This is a genomic window from Streptococcus oralis (assembly GCF_026782235.1).
GTDB classification, from domain to species: Bacteria; Bacillota; Bacilli; order Lactobacillales; family Streptococcaceae; genus Streptococcus; species Streptococcus oralis_CC.
The window spans coordinates 395,338-412,010 of the sequence record NZ_JAKUWE010000003.1 but is presented as its reverse complement, the minus strand read 5'-3'; the positions used below and the strand labels follow the sequence as shown (position 1 = coordinate 412,010).

Here is a 16,673-nt window from a genome sequence, read left to right as displayed (position 1 = left end):
TATAATAAAAAAATATATGGAAATTGTTTCGTGTTCTATTTCAGGATATATCATTTTTAAAATGCTCGGTAATTTTTTGAAGACTTTCATAAAAAAATATGATTTTCTTCGTAAATTACTTGAAAGTTATCTTAAAAGAGTGTATAATAAAAATATAGAAAACGCTTACAAATTGAAAGGGGATTGAATGAATAATCAAGAAGCATTAAGAACCTTTACTACAGGTGAGAACTTTCACCTCCAGCATTATTTAGGAGCACATAGAGAGGAGAAAAACGGAGAAATTGGCTATACCTTTAGGGTTTGGGCCCCAAATGCACAAGCAGTTCATCTAGTTGGAGATTTTACTGATTGGGTTGAGAATCAGATTCCCATGGTTCGTAATGAAGCAGGTGTTTGGGAAGTCTTTACGACTCAAGCTCAGGAAGGTCAGATTTATAAATATCATATTACGCGTGCAAATGGTCACCAGATTATGAAAATTGATCCGTTGGCAGTTTATTTTGAAGCTAGACCGGGTACAGGAGCAGTTCTGACCAATATCCGTGAAAAGAAATGGAAAGATGGTCTTTGGCTAGCACGTCGCAAACGTTTGGGATTTTTCGAGAGACCAGTTAATATATACGAGGCCCATGCAGGATCTTGGAAGAGAAATCCAGACGGTAGTCCCTATACTTTTTCGCAACTGAAGGACGAGTTGATTCCATACTTAGTTGAGATGAACTATACACATATTGAGTTCATGCCTTTAATGGCTCACCCACTTGGATTGAGCTGGGGCTATCAACTTATGGGTTACTTTGCTTTTGAACATTCCTATGGCAGACCTGAGGAATTCCAAGATTTCGTTGAAGAGTGTCATATAAATAATATCGGTGTTATCGTAGACTGGGTTCCAGGTCATTTCACTATTAATGATGATGCCTTGGCATATTATGATGGCACACCAACTTTTGAATACCAAGATCACAACAAGGCTCATAACTACGGTTGGGGTGCGCTGAATTTTGACCTCGGGAAAAATGAGGTCCAGTCTTTCTTGATTTCAAGTATTAAATTTTGGATTGATTTTTACCACTTAGATGGTATTCGGGTCGATGCAGTGAGCAATATGCTGTATCTAGATTATGATAATGCTCCTTGGACTCCAAACAAAGACGGTGGAAACCTTAATTACGAGGGTTATTATTTCCTTCAACGTTTGAATACAGTTGTCAAGCTAGCTCATCCAGATATCATGATGATTGCAGAAGAAAGTTCATCAGCGACAAAGATTACTGGTATGAAAGAAATGGGCGGCCTTGGATTTGACTATAAATGGAATATGGGCTGGATGAACGACATTCTCCGTTTCTACGAGGAAGATCCGATTTATCGCAAGTATGACTTTAATCTTGTAACTTTCAGCTTTATGTATGTTTTCAATGAAAACTATCTCCTACCTTTCTCACATGATGAAGTGGTTCATGGCAAGAAGAGCATGATGCATAAGATGTGGGGCGATCGCTACAATCAGTTCGCTGGTCTGCGTAATCTCTACACCTATCAAATTTGTCATCCAGGTAAGAAACTCTTGTTCATGGGTAGTGAGTACGGGCAATTCCTAGAATGGAAGTCTGAGGAGCAGTTGGAGTGGTCTAATCTAGAAGATCCAATGAATGCCAAGATGAAGCGTTTTACTTCACAACTGAATCAATTCTATAAAGACCATCGCTGTCTGTGGGAAATTGATACTAGTTATGATGGTATCGAGATTATCGATGCTGATAATAGAGATCAGAGTGTCCTTTCCTTTATTCGCAAGGGCAAGAAGGACGAAATGTTAGTCTGTGTCTTTAATATGGCACCAGTTGAACGTAAAGACTTTACGATTGGGTTACCTGTTGCAGGTATTTACGAAGAAGTTTGGAATACAGAACTAGAAGAATGGGGAGGTGTGTGGAAAGAGCACAATCAAACAGTTCAGACTCAAGAAGGCTTATGGAAAGATTATGAGCAGACTTTGACCTTTACCCTGCCTGCCATGGGAGCAAGCATCTGGAAGATCAAGCGTCGTTTGAAACCAGCTAAGAAAAAAGAATAATGAGCTGTTGATGATAATTTTTTAGATTTTAAAAACAGATGTACGTGTATTGGACTTGAAACACAAGAGAAATGGATTTCCTATTATTTTTATAAAAAGTTTGACTTCCGACCTTCTTTCGATTTTAACGTTCACATGTCTTTATAAAGGAGTAGAAAATGAAGAATGAAATGCTAGCTTTGATCCTTGCGGGTGGGCAAGGAACACGTCTCGGAAAACTCACTCAAAGCATTGCCAAACCGGCAGTGCAATTCGGTGGGCGCTACCGTATCATTGACTTTGCTCTTTCCAACTGTGCAAATTCTGGAATTCATAATGTTGGTGTGATTACACAGTACCAACCTCTCGCTTTGAACAACCATATCGGAAACGGTTCTAGCTGGGGATTGGATGGTATCAGTTCAGGTGTCTCTATTTTACAACCTTACTCAGCCAGCGAAGGAAACCGTTGGTTTGAAGGGACTAGTCACGCTATCTACCAAAACATTGACTACATCGACAGTGTTAATCCTGAGTATGTTTTGATTCTTTCTGGTGACCACATCTACAAGATGGACTACGATGATATGCTTCAGTCCCATAAAGATAACAATGCCAGTTTGACGGTAGCTGTCCTAGACGTGCCTCTCAAAGAAGCTAGCCGTTTTGGTATCATGAATACAGATGCCAATAACCGTATCGTTGAATTCGAAGAAAAACCTGCGCAACCTAAGTCTACAAAGGCTTCTATGGGGATTTATATTTTTGACTGGAAACGACTTCGCAATATGCTTGTTGCTGCTGAAAAGAGCAATGTCGATATATCAGACTTTGGGAAGAACGTTATCCCTAACTATCTCGAGTCTGGTGAAAGTGTTTATGCTTATGAATTTAATGGCTACTGGAAAGATGTTGGTACGATTGAGTCACTTTGGGAAGCCAATATGGAGTACATTTCGCCAGAAAATGCCTTGGATAGTCGCAATCGTCAGTGGAAAATTTACTCAAGAAACTTGATCTCACCACCCAACTACTTTGGAGCACATGCACATGTTGAAGATTCATTGGTCGTGGATGGCTGTTTTGTAGATGGAACCGTAAAACGGTCGATTCTTTCAACAGAAGCACAGGTTCGTGAAGGAGCCGAGGTCGTTGATTCTGTCATCATGAGTGGGGCTATTATTGGCCATGGAGCAAAGATTACTCGTGCTATTATTGGTGAGGGTGCCATTATTGCAGACGGCGTAGAGATTGACGGAACTGACGAAGTACAAGTAGTAGGATACAATGAAGTAGTGGGGGTAGCAACAGATGAAGATTGATAAATATTCAGCCATTTTAGGAAACACAGTTGGTTTTCATGATATGTCAACGTTAACAGAACACCGTCCGGTAGCTAGCTTACCTTTCGGTGGGAAATACCGTTTGATTGACTTCCCCCTTTCCAGTCTTGCAAATGCAGGTGTTCGTAGTATCTTTGGTATTTTCCAACAAGATAATATCAGCTCAGTATTCGACCATATCCGTTCAGGTCGTGAGTGGGGCTTGTCCACCCTTCTAAGTCACTACTATCTAGGAATTTACAATACTCGTGTTGAAAGCAGTACGGTTGGAAAAGAGTATTACCAACAGCTTCTTACCTACTTGAAACGTTCAGGTTCAAACCAAACCGTTTCGATTAACTGCGATGTGCTGGTGAATATTGACTTGAATCAAGTCTTCCACCTACACAATACAACGAAAGGTCCGATCACAGTTGTATATAAGAAACTTCCGAAGAAAGACATTTCAGATGTGAATGCTATCTTGGAAATTGATGAAACTGACCATGTTCGTTCGCACAAACTCTTTGATAACAAATCTACGGATGAACTCTTCAACATGTCTACAGATATCTTTGTTGTGGATACTCCTTGGTTGATTGAACGACTTGAAGAAGAGGCTCAGAAAGAATATCCTGAAAAGTTACGCTATGTTCTTCGTGATTTAGCTGCAAAAGAAGGAGCTTTTGCTTACGAATACACAGGCTACTTAGCGAACATTCATTCTGTTCAGTCCTATTATCAAGCAAACATTGATATGCTTGAATCTAAAAAGTTCTACTCACTTTTCTCACCAAATCAAAAGATTTATACAAAAGTTAAAAATGAAGAACCAACCTACTATGCGAATACTTCAAAAGTAAGTACTTCTCAGTTTGCTTCTGGTAGTATCATTGAGGGTGAAGTAGTTCAGTCAGTCCTATCTCGTAACATTTATGTTCACAAAGATAGTGTGGTGAAGGACAGCATTTTATTCCCTCGAGTTGTGATTGGTCAAGGTGCCCAAGTTGAATATGCCATCCTAGACAAAGGAGTTGAAGTTGCGGACGGTGTTGTCATTCGAGGAACAGCAGAACATCCAGTTGTAGTGAAGAAGGGTGAAACAGTAACAGAGGACATTAATTCATGAAAATTTTATTTGTAGCGGCAGAAGGAGCACCCTTTTCAAAAACAGGTGGTTTGGGCGATGTCATTGGCGCACTTCCCAAATCACTGGTAAAGGCAGGGCATGAAGTAGCGGTTGTCTTACCTTACTATGACATGGTAGAGGCTAAGTTCGGCGACCAGATTGAGGATGTTCTTCACTTTGAAGTGAGTGTAGGATGGCGTAGACAGTACTGTGGTATTAAAAGAACTGTCTTGAATGGGGTTACCTTCTACTTCATTGATAATCAATATTATTTCTTCCGCGGTCATGTTTACAGGGATTTTGACGATGGTGAACGCTTTGCCTTCTTCCAACTGGCTGCTCTAGAAGCAATGGAACGCATCGACTTTATCCCTGACCTTCTCCATGTCCATGATTACCATACAGCCATGATTCCATTCTTGTTAAAGGAAAAGTACCATTGGATTCAGGCATATCAAGGAATCAGAACAGTTTTAACCATTCATAATTTGGAATTTCAAGGTCAATTTTCTGAAGGGATGTTATGGGATTTGTTCGGTGTGGGATTTGAACGCTATGCTGATGGGACCCTTCGCTGGAATGATTGCCTCAACTGGATGAAAGCAGGTATTCTCTACGCGGATCGTGTCACAACTGTTTCCCCTAGCTATGCGCATGAGATTATGACCAGTCAGTTTGGTTGCGGTTTGGACCAGATTCTTCGCATGGAGTCAGGTAAGGTTTCAGGTATTGTCAATGGTATTGACGCAGATCTTTATAATCCTCAAACAGACCCACTTTTAGACTATCATTTTGATAAGGAAGATTTGTCTGGAAAAGCTCAAAACAAAGCAAAATTACAAGAGAGAGTTGGGTTACCAGTGCGAGCAGATGTTCCTCTAGTTGGGATTGTCTCTCGATTGACACGCCAAAAAGGTTTTGATGTTGTGGTAGAAAGCTTGCATCGTTTCTTACAGGAGGACGTTCAAATCGTTCTTTTAGGAACAGGAGATTCTGCTTTTGAACATTCCTTCTCCTGGTTTGCGCAAGTCTATCCTGACAAACTATCAGCAAATATCACTTTTGATGTCAAACTTGCTCAAGAAATCTACGCAGCTTGTGATCTCTTCCTCATGCCAAGTCGTTTTGAACCATGTGGCTTGTCTCAAATGATGGCGATGCGTTACGGGACACTACCATTGGTTCATGAAGTGGGTGGCTTGCGTGATACGGTTCAATCCTTCAATCCAATCGAAGGAAGTGGAACTGGATTTAGCTTTGACAATTTAACACCATACTGGCTTAACTGGAGTTTCCAAACAGCCTTGGATGTTTATAAGTACCAGCCGGACGTTTGGAGAAATCTACAAAAACAAGCTATGGAATGCGATTTCTCATGGGATACAGCCTGCAAATCTTACCTGGACTTGTACCATAGTTTAGTCAACTAATAGATAAAATCGTATGATTCTTTCATACGATTTTTGGGCTGTTTAGAAAAGAGGAGAAGTGATGACTCAAGTAATGGGGCTCTGTGTCATGGACGTTGACGGCACCCTGATAGCAGAAGAAGTGATTGATCTTTTAGGAAGAGAAGCAGGTTGCGAAGCCGAAATTTCGCAGATTACAAGCCAGACAATGCGAGGTGAACTGGATTTTGAAACAAGCTTACGAGCAAGAGTGGCTTTGTTAAAAGGTCTTCCGGTTTCGGTCTTTGATACTGTCTTCAAATCCATTCATCTGTCCAAGAATGCTCAAGAATTTATCTCCATACTTCAAAAGAAGGGCATTCTAGTTGGTCTAGTGTCCGGTGGATTTACACCAATAGTTGAGAGATTAGCAAAATCCCTTGGCATCTCCTATTTCTCTGCTAACCAGTTGGAAGTCAAAGACGGCTTTTTAACTGGAAAATTAGTTGGTGAAATTGTGACAGGTCAAGTAAAACAAGCTACTCTTGAGAATTGGAGAAAGGAATTAGGACTTCCCAAAGAAAGAACGATTGCTATCGGTGATGGTGCCAATGACCTCTTGATGTTAAATTCAGCAGGTTACGGTATAGCCTTTTGTTCCAAAGAGGTCGTAAAATCCGAGATAGCTTGTCATGTAGATACGAGGGATTTTTTAGAAGTTCTACCTTTGATTGATTTCTTAGAATGAGAGGGAACTATGAAAATTGTAATTGCACCCGATTCTTTTAAAGAAAGTTTGACGGCAGAAGAGGTCGCTCAAGCTATAGAAAGGGGCTTCCAAAAATCGATAGCAGATGTAGAATGTCTGCTTTGCCCTGTAGGTGATGGTGGGGAAGGAACTGTAGATGCTATTCGACATTCTCTTGACCTAGAAGAAAAATGGCAAGAGGTGACTGGACTTTTTGGCCAAAAAGAATCAATGCGCTACTTTCAAAAAGGTCAAATAGCGCTCTTTGAAGTTGCTGACTTGGTTGGTCTTGGGAAGATTCCGCAGGAGAAACGAAACCCTCTCCATATCCAAACCAGAGGTATCGGAGAGTTGATCCGCCATCTCGTTGATCAAGAGATGAAAGAAATCTATATCGGTGTAGGTGGTACGGCAAGTAATGATGGTGGCATTGGCATTGCAGCTGCTTTGGGTTATCACTTTTATGATAAGAATGGAAAAGAATTGCCAGCTTGCGGTCAGACTTTGCTTGAGTTTGAGTCAGTTTCAGACAGCGAGTTGTATAGGATTCCTGAAGATGTGAAAATCCGCATTTTAGCAGATGTCGTGAGCCCTTTATGTGGTCATCAAGGGGCGACCTATACATTTGGAAAACAAAAGGGCTTGGATCCTGCTTTGTTTGAGACAGTAGATCTGGCTATACAGGAGTTCTATGAAAAATTTTCACCATCAACCCTGTCTCTCAATGGAGCAGGAGCCGGCGGTGGGATTGCGGCTGGGCTCTGTGCCTTTGCTGAGGCCACTATCGTATCTGGGATTGACACTTGCTTGGATTTAATTGGCTTTGACAGGAAGATTGCAGGTGCTGACTTAGTTATCGTTGGAGAAGGCAGACTGGACAGTCAAAGCTTTGTTGGAAAAGCTCCTATGGGAGTAGCAAAAAGAACCCCTAACGGAGTTCCTGTTATTGCTATTTGTGGTAGTCTTTCCGAGGATTTACCTTCCCTACCATTCGAAAATATACAAGCAGCTTTCTCTATCCTAGAGAAAAGTGAACCTTTGGAAGACAGTTTGAAAAATGCAAGACTCTATTTGGAGCACGCAGCTACTAATATTGGTCGTTTGTTAAATTTGAGAAATCATTAACCAAACCATTTTTTCCAGATAGATTTTTTAGGAACCTCTGTCTTTTTCTCTTCCCAGAGGCTTGAGAAAGCAAGTCTGAGGTCCTTTTCATCTACTTGAACAGGTTCATTTGTATGAATGACAAGACCGAAAGGAGAGGTGATATGATCGTCTGAAACAATAGTCGCCTGACAGTTGCTTTCCTTTGCTTGTCTTAAGTAAAAGACCTGTTTGTCAAACTCGATACTTGGTGAGATTTTCACAAAAAGTATCTCTACCTTTTCTTGAAAACCCTCTAAAATAGAGAAAAATCCATGTTCTAATTCAGGACTATTGGCAGTATTAATATCAGCGTAGCCAAGAACTCTTTCCTCAAAAGTGCCGAGATAGCGGCGTTGTTCGTCAGGGTTTAATTTCGGCCCACCATGAGCTTTTTCTAGTAGTTGTTTTGATAAATCTGTCATAAAAACAGTATATCACAAAAATCGCAAGAAAACAGACAAAAGAAAGCGATTACTTTATAAAGTTAAGGAAAATTTGCACAAAGATAACGTTTTTTCTTGAAAAACGCTTATTTTTAAGGTATCATAGAGGTGTAAAAAATTTAACTCAAAGGAGAGTAAAAAATGTCAATTATTACTGATGTTTACGCTCGCGAAGTCCTAGACTCACGCGGTAACCCAACACTTGAAGTAGAAGTTTATACTGAATCAGGTGCTTTCGGACGTGGTATGGTTCCATCAGGAGCTTCTACTGGTGAACACGAAGCAGTTGAACTTCGCGACGGTGACAAATCTCGTTACGGTGGTCTTGGTACACAAAAAGCTGTTGACAACGTAAACAACATCATTGCTGAAGCAATCATCGGCTACGATGTACGTGACCAACAAGCTATCGACCGTGCTATGATCGCACTTGACGGTACTCCTAACAAAGGTAAATTGGGTGCAAACGCAATTCTTGGTGTGTCTATCGCTGTAGCTCGTGCTGCTGCTGACTACCTTGAAATCCCACTTTACAGCTACCTTGGTGGATTCAACACTAAAGTTCTTCCAACTCCAATGATGAACATCATCAACGGTGGTTCTCACTCTGACGCTCCAATCGCTTTCCAAGAATTCATGATCGTACCTGCTGGTGCACCATCATTCAAAGAAGCTCTTCGTTGGGGTGCTGAAATCTTCCACGCTCTTAAGAAAATCCTTAAATCTCGTGGTTTGGAAACAGCCGTAGGTGACGAAGGTGGATTCGCTCCTCGTTTCGAAGGAACTGAAGACGGTGTTGAAACTATCCTTGCTGCGATCGAAGCTGCTGGATATGTTCCTGGTAAAGACGTATTTATCGGATTTGACTGTGCATCATCAGAATTCTACGATAAAGAACGTAAAGTTTACGACTACACTAAATTCGAAGGTGAAGGAGCTGCTGTACGTACTGCTGCAGAACAAATCGACTACCTTGAAGAATTGGTAAACAAATACCCAATCATCACTATCGAAGATGGTATGGACGAAAACGACTGGGACGGTTGGAAAGCTCTTACTGAACGTCTTGGTGGTAAAGTTCAATTGGTTGGTGACGACTTCTTCGTAACAAACACTTCTTACCTTGAAAAAGGTATTGCAGAAGGTGCTGCTAACTCAATCCTTATCAAAGTTAACCAAATCGGTACTCTTACTGAAACTTTCGACGCTATCGAAATGGCGAAAGAAGCTGGTTACACTGCCGTTGTATCACACCGTTCAGGTGAAACTGAAGATTCAACAATCGCTGACATCGCAGTTGCAACAAACGCAGGACAAATCAAGACTGGTTCACTTTCACGTACAGACCGTATCGCTAAATACAACCAATTGCTTCGTATCGAAGACCAACTTGGTGAAGTAGCTGAATACCGTGGATTGAAATCATTCTACAACTTGAAAAAATAATCTCTTTATGCGATTAGAGACTGTAAAGTCTATAAAAAAAGCACTTTGGGGCTCTTCCCCTTAGTGCTTTTTTGACTGGAGCTTGTCAACGTATATTATTTGTTAGTCAGTCGCCAGCCTATAGCAATCTGAATAAATGGTTTGAAACTTATTCAGATTTGTATTTTAGCATTATTCCATTACCTAATATGGGAGTGTATCATGAGTTGGTAGATATCTAGTTGATTATATGATATAATGAACCAAAGTACAATGAGTAGTATATAGGAATTGCGCCTTAATTGAGGAGATTCCGGTTCGAATCCGGGCTATTGTGCTAGCATCTAGGAAACTAGGTGCTTTTTGTTTCTATCGATTAAGTAGCTACTCCATTTCTGAATTAAAAAAATAACACTATGAAAAGTGCTATTTCCCTTGCCTGCTGCCCCCGTCAATTTTATTACCTTTTTTGTTACCTCTTAAAAATACCCTACTTGTTTGTACCTTCTCACTTTTACTAGATTAGACAAAATAAGCTCTTTAAAATTGTGCATTTTTTTGGTAATTTATTATAGGTAGATAACTTAAAAAAATTATCGTTGATTTAACAACGTTTTTAGGCCCTCGGATTTTTCCCGAAGGGCTTTTTTTCTGTTCAGGGGGCAAAAAGGGGGCAGTGTTTATGGTATAATAGACTAAAAACTTGTATTAGGAAGAAATTATGTCTAAAGAGATTGATATTGAGTATTACCATCAATTAGCACTGCAAAAGCAGAAGGAGCATCGTAAAGTGTTAGCTAATCTAAAGAAAAAGCCACCAAAGAATCTAGATAAGATAGCTCAGCAGATCCACCAAGAAGTTTTTGCTGAGATAGATTGTACTGCCTGTGCTAACTGTTGCAAGACTTTGGGGCCCGACTTTAAAGAAGCAGATATCACCCGTATCGCTAAGTACTTTAAGATGAAATTACCGGCTTTTGAAGCGGAATTCCTTCAGGTGGATGAAGATGGGGATAAGGTTTTCAAATCCATGCCCTGCCCCTTTCTAGGAGGAGACAATCTCTGCTCAATCTACGACGTTCGTCCCAAGGCCTGTCGTGAGTTCCCCCATACAGACCGGAAAAAGATCCATCAAATTAATCATTTGACGATTAAGAATACCTTGACCTGCCCTGCAGCCTATCTCTTTGTTGAGAAATTAAAAGATAAGTTATAGATTTTACACCTTTAAATCTTGTACAAAAATTCTGGGGCGGAAGTATCTTATATCTGTTAGACTATAGTTAGAATTGAACACGGCCTAAAAGCTGTGTGAAAAAGATGAAATTTTCTCGGAGCAGGAGCCCCTCCGTCAATTTTCCAATTTTCACTTTGCTTTTAACGGTCTTAGTATCTTTTGTGAGGTGAAAAAGAATATGATGCATCAATTCAATCGAACCATGGAATATCTGGAAAGTAAGCTGGACGCAGAAGTGGATTTGCAGAAATTCCAGCAGCTATCAGGCTATTCTTATGCTCTCTTTAGCAGGCTTTTTTCCATCCTAGCAGATATGACTTTAGCAGAATACTTGCGCAATCGCAGGCTATCAGAAGCTGTGACAGACTTGCGGGAAGGCTCTGAGAAAGTCATTGACATAGCAATGAAATACGGCTATGAGTCTGCGGATGCCTTCAGCGCAGCCTTTAAGAAATTCCATGGTGCAACCCCCTCAGAAGTTCGAAATGGAAAACCTTATCGGATCTTTCCTAGACTTCAATTATCCTTAAAGATTACAGGAGGAAAGAACATGGATATCAAGATTCAAAAGAAACCTGCATTTACCGTAGCAGGCGTCCTATTGGAAGCTATTGACAATAGTCAGTGCCCGTCTGCTTGGGAGGATCTCTATAACAATCACAGCTTGGAAAGCCTAGAGAATCTAGGCAGTGGCCAATCCTTCGGCATCTGTTCGGATGTCAAAGAAGGTGAAATCATCAACTATATGGCTGCTTATGATGTGACGGATAAAGCGAAAGCAGAAGAACTAGGTCTGTCCATCAAAGATGTCCCAGCCGCTGAATATGCTATCGTACCAGTCAAAGGTCCTATACCAGCTAGCATTCACAATGCTTGGAAATATGTCTTGGAGGTCTTTTTCTCTGAAACAGGCTATCGCCACTCAGGCTCACCAGACTTTGAAGTCTATACCGAAGGTGACATGTCGTCACCTGACTATCAAATGGAACTCTGGATACCAGTGATTAAGTACTAGATCATTTTCTGACATTTTATAAAGATGCAAATCGAACTCTGTAGAAGATAGCTTTTACAGAGTTTTTCTTTCTTTGATTGCACGAATTTATGAGAAGAACAATAAATTTGATTTTACTTAAATTTAAGTATAAGGAATTTTTAAGCATTTATCTGTATACTTTTCCAATCATCAAAGAAAGAGGTGTAAATATGAACTATCTAGTTATTCCAGCTTACGAAACTGACTACAATCTCATCAAATTGATTGAAAAGATTCACAATAAGAGCGATTTTTACATCATTGTCATTGATGATGGAAGTTCGGCAGAATGCCAAGATATTTTTGCTCAAGCGGAGGATTTTGCGAAGGTCCTTCGCCACCAGGTCAATCAAGGAAAAGGGCAAGCTCTGAAAACAGCCTTTGAGTACATTCAGTCTCTCAATAAACCTGGGACTGTGGTTACAGCAGATGCAGATGGCCAACACAGAATCTGGGACATCTTTCGTAGCTTGACCAAATCAAATGAAAATCCTAATACACTTGTCCTTGGTGTCCGTGCCTTTACTGGCAAGGTTCCCTTGCGTAGTCGCTTTGGAAATAGCTTGACTCGTATCTTGTTTAAACTGCAAACGGGTGTCGCTGTATCCGACACACAGACAGGATTACGTGCCTTTTCAACGGATATGATCCCTTTTATGCTAAAGGTAGAAGGACAACGGTATGAATACGAGATGAACATGCTCCTTGAAGCAAGTCAAGCCTACCCAATCTTAGAAGTTCCGATTGAAACAGTCTATATCAACGACAATGAGGCTTCTCACTTCCGGCCTATTCGGGATGGCTTGATGATTTATAAAAATATTTTAAAGTTTGCGCTCTCGTCTTTTAGTAGTTTTATCGTAGATTATGTGGTCTACGCTCTCTTTATTCTATGCTTGAGCTTTATTCCGACAGGTCTTCGTGTTCTCCTCTCAAATGGTTTGGCACGTGTGACTAGCTCCATCTTTAACTTTTCCACCAACAAAAAATTGGTCTTTAAGAACAAGGCGAGCAGTTTCAAAACAGGATCAGGCTATTTTGGATTAGCAGTTGGTCTCTTTATCTTAGACACCATCCTGATTCGCCTCTTTAATTCGGGTCTTGGAGTCAATTTGCTGATTGCGAAGATACTTGTCGGAATCATGCTCTTTATTCTCTCTTGGACCATTCAAACTCGCTTTATTTTCAAAGAAAGGACCTGTAGCCCATTATGAAAGTTTTAAAGAAACCCTATCTATACGCCTCGGTCTTGGGCTTGCTCCTGACAAGTTCCTTTACCTATTCGATGTTGAAGACCTTTGTACTCGCTGAAACGATTTCCACTGTATCTAATACCGGCTCAACCTCTAACATCGCAGCAGCAAGTCAGGCAGCAAAAAATGCCCAGGTGACGGATACTAGCTATTCAGATGGAAATATCAGTGTCACCCTCACTGAAAAGACTGTTAATGAAACGCAGATCTATGTGGCAGATATAACCCTCAGTTCATCGGATTATCTAAAAACAGCTCTAGCTCAAAACTCCTATGGAACCAACGTCACAGCTAAAACCTCTGTAACAGCCGCTGAAAACAATGCTATTCTAGCTGTCAACGGTGACTACTATGGAGCTAATAGTTCTGGTTATGTTATACGTAATGGAGTTGTCTATCGTGACAGTGTCCGTGAAGACGAAAGTAATGGCGATCTTGCTATTTACAAGGACGGCTCCTTTAAAATCATCTACGAGGACCAAGTTTCAGCCGATCAGTTGGTTCAGGACGGTGTCGTCAATCTACTGGCATTTGGTCCGTCTCTAGTTGAGAATGGAGAAATATCTGTTGATACCAATACAGGAGTCGGTCAGGCCATGTCATCGAATCCTCGTACAGCTATCGGGATTATCGATGAAAATCACTACATCATCGTCGTTTCGGATGGTCGAACCTCTGAAAGCAAGGGCTTATCACTTTACCAGATGGCAGAAGTGATGAAATCATACGGAGTGAAGACAGCCTATAACCTTGATGGTGGTGGTTCCTCAACTCTCTACTTTAACGGTCAGGTAATCAATAAACCGACTACAGGTGGAAGCAAGATATCAGAAAGGGCGGTGAGTGATATTGTCTACATCGGTTACTAAAATCAAAAACAAACGCCTCAAAAAGACACTCGTTAGCTATAGTCTTCTCACTATTTTCTTATTTGCATTTAGCCGTATCTACGAGTCCTTTAGTTTTGGGGAGACCTCGCTTCATATGCACTATCTCTTTGCAGTCCCTCTAGTAGGGGGTATCGTTCTGGCATTACTGTTGAAAATCATGCCAAACGTAGGACGAATCAGCCTAAACTTGTGGAACTCGGCAGTTGCAGTCCTAACAGCTGGAATGCTCTTTCGAGGTATTGTCAATCTATCAGGTCGTTCAACGACCCTAGATCAACCTTACTGGTATGTCGGCTTAGCCTTTGGTATTTTGGCTATCGTCTCGCTTTTCTTTCATAAGAAAAACAGTCAAGAATTAGCTTAAAAATTGAAAACTGGTTGTTGAGAGAAACAGCCAGTTTTCTTGTTGAAGTTCATGACTATAGATCACAAAACCCCATATTATTTGTTTGGATTTTATGGGGCATGAGAATAGTTTTCTCGGTATAATAGTCCCATAGAAGATAAGGAGGCAGAAATATGCAGATGTATTTTGGAGATGTGTCACTTTGCTATAGTTATTCATTGGCAATGGCACTGGATGGCTATGGTTATGACTTTAAAGCAGAGTTTTTAGAGGCAATCATGGCGATGGGAAATGGCGCTAGTATTGTAAAGGAAGATGACCAGCACCCTCTAGTATTCTTTGATAACGAAATGCCAGATCTTTCTATCTCTCATTCCTTAAAAATACTTGGGTTTGACTATGAAGACTTCTATCTAAAAGATGAAGCAGAAGTAGATTCGGAAGAGATTAAAGGAAAGTTAGAAACCTTTCTGTCCAATGGACCTGTCGTACTGGGACCTCTTGATATGGGCCATCTGACCTACAATCCTAATCACACAATCCTTTATGGTGTGGATCACTTCGTAACCGTGTATGGCATTGATCATCAGCACCTCTATTTGCATGATCCAGCTGGTTTTGCCTGCATGAAGGTTGCTTTTAATGACATCTTAGAAGCCTGGAAGGCAGAGGGTATTGACTATAAGCGTGGAGCCTACTCCATGTGGGGAAATTTTAAGAAGGTCAAGAGTCCTAGTCAGACTGAAATCTATCAAGAAACAGCAAGGATTATGAAGAACCGATATCTGAATGGTCAAAGTGGTGTTTTGGAATGTTATGCAAAAGCAGTTGCTGAAAACGGCTTAAATACGGAGCAAAAACAACTGCACCAGTATTTTAGCTTTAAACTTGCAGCTGTTCGAAATCTCTATCTCAGTAAGTTCTTAAAAGATCATGATCCGAAAGGGGCAAGATTCAAAGAAGAATTGGCTACTCTATTTGGCCAAGCCCACCTTTCATGTTTAAAAGAAGATTATCAAGGACTAGCCCGCTTGCTCTATCAAATAGCAGAAGTGGATGGTCACTTTAAAGATTTATATGTAAAGTAGAGACTATAAGCATAAAAAATAGTTAGTAAAAGCAGTTTTTCGTAAAATGAAGAACTGCTTTTTGATTATGGTATAATGAAGTAAGAAAATAGCTTATTCTACTTAAAAATGAAGGGAGAACTCCTATGCCTAGACCAAGAACAAAAGAGGAGCTAGTGCTAGCCTCTAAGGAAAACTATGAAAAACTTAATCTCTTAATTTCTCAGCTAAGTGAAGAGGAGCTACAGACTCCTTTTGATTTTTCAAAAGACCAAAAGAAAAAAGAAGCTCACTGGAAAAGAGATAAAAATCTACGGGATGTCCTGATCCATCTCTATGAATGGCATCAGTTACTTTTGACTTGGGTAGATTCTAATCAAAAGGGTCATGAGAGACCTTTTCTCCCTGAGCCTTATAATTGGAAAACTTATGGGGAAATGAATGTCGCTATTTGGAAGAAGCACCAGAAAACGTCTTTAGAAGAAGCGACTAGGTTACTAGAGCAATCGCATAAAGAGGTTTTAGAGTTGATGGAAGGCTTTAGCAATGACCAACTCTTTACCAAAGGTATCTATAAGTGGACAGGAGGGACAAGTCTAGGTTCCTACTTTGTTAGTAGCACCTCCAGCCACTATGACTGGGCTATCAAAAAACTTAAAGCTCATCAGAAAAATTGTAAGACTAGCTAGTTGAAGTGCTTTAGTTCTCGTTATTTTTAAGCTCTTCTAGCTTTAGAATCCTTCTAAAATTAAAATTTAGGTTTGTCATAAACTTAGAATAGCACCAAAACATTTATATCAATGTAATTCTAAGTTTAGAATTGCACTGATATTAAAGGAATTGAGCTGTTCGATGCTTAGAATGCCTTTGTTCTGAGAAATGTTGACTAGAAAATGATTCGAATGGCTTTTTTCTGATATAGGATGATAGATAGATGGATGAGATGATGAACATACAAAAAGAGAAAGTTAAAAAAGAGTTGGTGTCCCTCTGTTTGGGAGAGTTCACAGCCGTCCTATCTATTTGGTTTTGTTTTTTCCTTTTGAAAAATCGGCTTGGTGATTGGAATGGTTTGATCTCTATTATTTATCCTTTGTCTTTACTGACATTTATATTGCTTCAAGGAACGATATATTTGATGTGTGGGAAGTCGATAGGTTGGACTGATTCCAGCTAAGATA

At 40.3% G+C, this 16,673-nt stretch carries 15 protein-coding genes and 1 pseudogene; 15 read left to right on the top strand and 1 reads right to left on the bottom strand.

The window, feature by feature from the left end; all coding sequences use genetic code 11:
• Window positions 1-187 precede the first annotated feature (187 nt).
• The 6 genes from glgB (at window position 188) to MK396_RS05625 (ending at window position 7,774) form a co-directional block, all read left to right on the top strand.
• Window positions 188-2,083 (top strand): 1,4-alpha-glucan branching protein GlgB, encoded by a 1,896-nt coding sequence (gene glgB / locus MK396_RS05650; RefSeq protein WP_268723937.1) that lies wholly within the window; start codon window positions 188-190, stop codon window positions 2,081-2,083.
• 158 nt (window positions 2,084-2,241) lie between these two features.
• Window positions 2,242-3,384, top strand: a complete 1,143-nt coding sequence (locus MK396_RS05645; RefSeq protein ID WP_268723936.1) for a glucose-1-phosphate adenylyltransferase — start codon at window positions 2,242-2,244, stop codon at window positions 3,382-3,384.
• Window positions 3,374-4,513: a glucose-1-phosphate adenylyltransferase subunit GlgD gene (gene glgD / locus MK396_RS05640; protein WP_268723935.1), complete on the top strand. Its 1,140-nt coding sequence runs from the start codon at window positions 3,374-3,376 to the stop codon at window positions 4,511-4,513. The genes MK396_RS05645 and glgD overlap by 11 nt, the downstream gene beginning before the upstream one ends.
• Window positions 4,510-5,943, top strand: a complete 1,434-nt coding sequence (gene glgA, locus MK396_RS05635; RefSeq protein WP_268723934.1) for a glycogen synthase GlgA — start codon at window positions 4,510-4,512, stop codon at window positions 5,941-5,943. Before glgD ends, glgA begins: the two co-directional genes overlap by 4 nt.
• A 61-nt stretch (window positions 5,944-6,004) precedes the next feature.
• Window positions 6,005-6,649 (top strand): phosphoserine phosphatase SerB, encoded by a 645-nt coding sequence (gene serB / locus MK396_RS05630; RefSeq protein ID WP_268723933.1) that lies wholly within the window; start codon window positions 6,005-6,007, stop codon window positions 6,647-6,649.
• 9 nt (window positions 6,650-6,658) lie between these two features.
• Window positions 6,659-7,774, top strand: a complete 1,116-nt coding sequence (locus MK396_RS05625; protein ID WP_268723932.1) for a glycerate kinase — start codon at window positions 6,659-6,661, stop codon at window positions 7,772-7,774.
• Here MK396_RS05625 and MK396_RS05620 read toward each other — a convergent pair.
• Complete coding sequence (locus MK396_RS05620) at window positions 7,771-8,217, bottom strand: DUF1694 domain-containing protein (protein ID WP_268723931.1); 447 nt, start codon at window positions 8,215-8,217, stop codon at window positions 7,771-7,773. The two genes, MK396_RS05625 and MK396_RS05620, sit on opposite strands and share 4 nt — an antisense overlap.
• 162 nt (window positions 8,218-8,379) lie before the next feature.
• Between MK396_RS05620 and eno the strand changes: the two genes are divergently transcribed.
• The 9 genes and pseudogenes from eno to MK396_RS05575 form a co-directional block, all read left to right on the top strand.
• The gene (eno, locus tag MK396_RS05615) at window positions 8,380-9,684 is read left to right on the top strand and encodes a surface-displayed alpha-enolase (protein ID WP_000022821.1); all 1,305 of its coding nucleotides are present in this window, start codon (window positions 8,380-8,382) and stop codon (window positions 9,682-9,684) included.
• Between the two features lie 700 nt (window positions 9,685-10,384).
• On the top strand, window positions 10,385-10,879 hold the full coding sequence (locus tag MK396_RS05610) for a YkgJ family cysteine cluster protein (protein WP_000031476.1): 495 nt from the start codon (window positions 10,385-10,387) through the stop codon (window positions 10,877-10,879).
• A 199-nt stretch (window positions 10,880-11,078) separates the two neighbouring features.
• Window positions 11,079-11,915 carry an AraC family transcriptional regulator gene (locus tag MK396_RS05605; protein WP_268723930.1) on the top strand — a complete coding sequence of 279 codons (837 nt, stop codon included), beginning with the start codon at window positions 11,079-11,081 and terminating at the stop codon, window positions 11,913-11,915.
• A gap of 191 nt (window positions 11,916-12,106) precedes the next feature.
• Window positions 12,107-13,150: a bifunctional glycosyltransferase family 2/GtrA family protein gene (locus MK396_RS05600; protein WP_268723929.1), complete on the top strand. Its 1,044-nt coding sequence runs from the start codon at window positions 12,107-12,109 to the stop codon at window positions 13,148-13,150.
• Window positions 13,147-14,058 (top strand): phosphodiester glycosidase family protein, encoded by a 912-nt coding sequence (locus MK396_RS05595; protein WP_268723928.1) that lies wholly within the window; start codon window positions 13,147-13,149, stop codon window positions 14,056-14,058. The genes MK396_RS05600 and MK396_RS05595 overlap by 4 nt, the downstream gene beginning before the upstream one ends.
• Window positions 14,033-14,443 (top strand): hypothetical protein, encoded by a 411-nt coding sequence (locus MK396_RS05590; protein ID WP_070683922.1) that lies wholly within the window; start codon window positions 14,033-14,035, stop codon window positions 14,441-14,443. Before MK396_RS05595 ends, MK396_RS05590 begins: the two co-directional genes overlap by 26 nt.
• A gap of 155 nt (window positions 14,444-14,598) precedes the next feature.
• Complete coding sequence (locus tag MK396_RS05585; RefSeq protein ID WP_268723927.1) at window positions 14,599-15,513, top strand: peptidase; 915 nt, start codon at window positions 14,599-14,601, stop codon at window positions 15,511-15,513.
• Window positions 15,514-15,638: 125 nt separating this feature from the next.
• Window positions 15,639-16,181 (top strand): ClbS/DfsB family four-helix bundle protein, encoded by a 543-nt coding sequence (locus MK396_RS05580; protein WP_268723926.1) that lies wholly within the window; start codon window positions 15,639-15,641, stop codon window positions 16,179-16,181.
• A gap of 245 nt (window positions 16,182-16,426) precedes the next feature.
• Window positions 16,427-16,627 (top strand): annotated as a pseudogene (locus tag MK396_RS05575) (hypothetical protein); the annotation flags it as partial.
• Between the last annotated feature and the right edge of the window lie 46 nt (window positions 16,628-16,673).

Excerpts from the sequence above, each read along its gene's own strand:
- MK396_RS05605 (WP_268723930.1), top strand. The coding sequence starts at position 11,079 with ATGATGCATCAATTCAATCGAACCATGGAATATCTGGAAAGTAAGCTG.
- serB (WP_268723933.1), top strand. The coding sequence starts at position 6,005 with ATGACTCAAGTAATGGGGCTCTGTGTCATGGACGTTGACGGCACCCTG.
- eno (WP_000022821.1), top strand. The coding sequence starts at position 8,380 with ATGTCAATTATTACTGATGTTTACGCTCGCGAAGTCCTAGACTCACGC.
- MK396_RS05600 (WP_268723929.1), top strand. The coding sequence starts at position 12,107 with ATGAACTATCTAGTTATTCCAGCTTACGAAACTGACTACAATCTCATC.
- MK396_RS05620 (WP_268723931.1), bottom strand. The coding sequence starts at position 8,217 with ATGACAGATTTATCAAAACAACTACTAGAAAAAGCTCATGGTGGGCCG.
- glgB (WP_268723937.1), top strand. The coding sequence starts at position 188 with ATGAATAATCAAGAAGCATTAAGAACCTTTACTACAGGTGAGAACTTT.
- MK396_RS05625 (WP_268723932.1), top strand. The coding sequence starts at position 6,659 with ATGAAAATTGTAATTGCACCCGATTCTTTTAAAGAAAGTTTGACGGCA.
- MK396_RS05580 (WP_268723926.1), top strand. The coding sequence starts at position 15,639 with ATGCCTAGACCAAGAACAAAAGAGGAGCTAGTGCTAGCCTCTAAGGAA.
- MK396_RS05585 (WP_268723927.1), top strand. The coding sequence starts at position 14,599 with ATGCAGATGTATTTTGGAGATGTGTCACTTTGCTATAGTTATTCATTG.
- MK396_RS05645 (WP_268723936.1), top strand. The coding sequence starts at position 2,242 with ATGAAGAATGAAATGCTAGCTTTGATCCTTGCGGGTGGGCAAGGAACA.
- glgA (WP_268723934.1), top strand. The coding sequence starts at position 4,510 with ATGAAAATTTTATTTGTAGCGGCAGAAGGAGCACCCTTTTCAAAAACA.
- MK396_RS05595 (WP_268723928.1), top strand. The coding sequence starts at position 13,147 with ATGAAAGTTTTAAAGAAACCCTATCTATACGCCTCGGTCTTGGGCTTG.
- MK396_RS05610 (WP_000031476.1), top strand. The coding sequence starts at position 10,385 with ATGTCTAAAGAGATTGATATTGAGTATTACCATCAATTAGCACTGCAA.
- glgD (WP_268723935.1), top strand. The coding sequence starts at position 3,374 with ATGAAGATTGATAAATATTCAGCCATTTTAGGAAACACAGTTGGTTTT.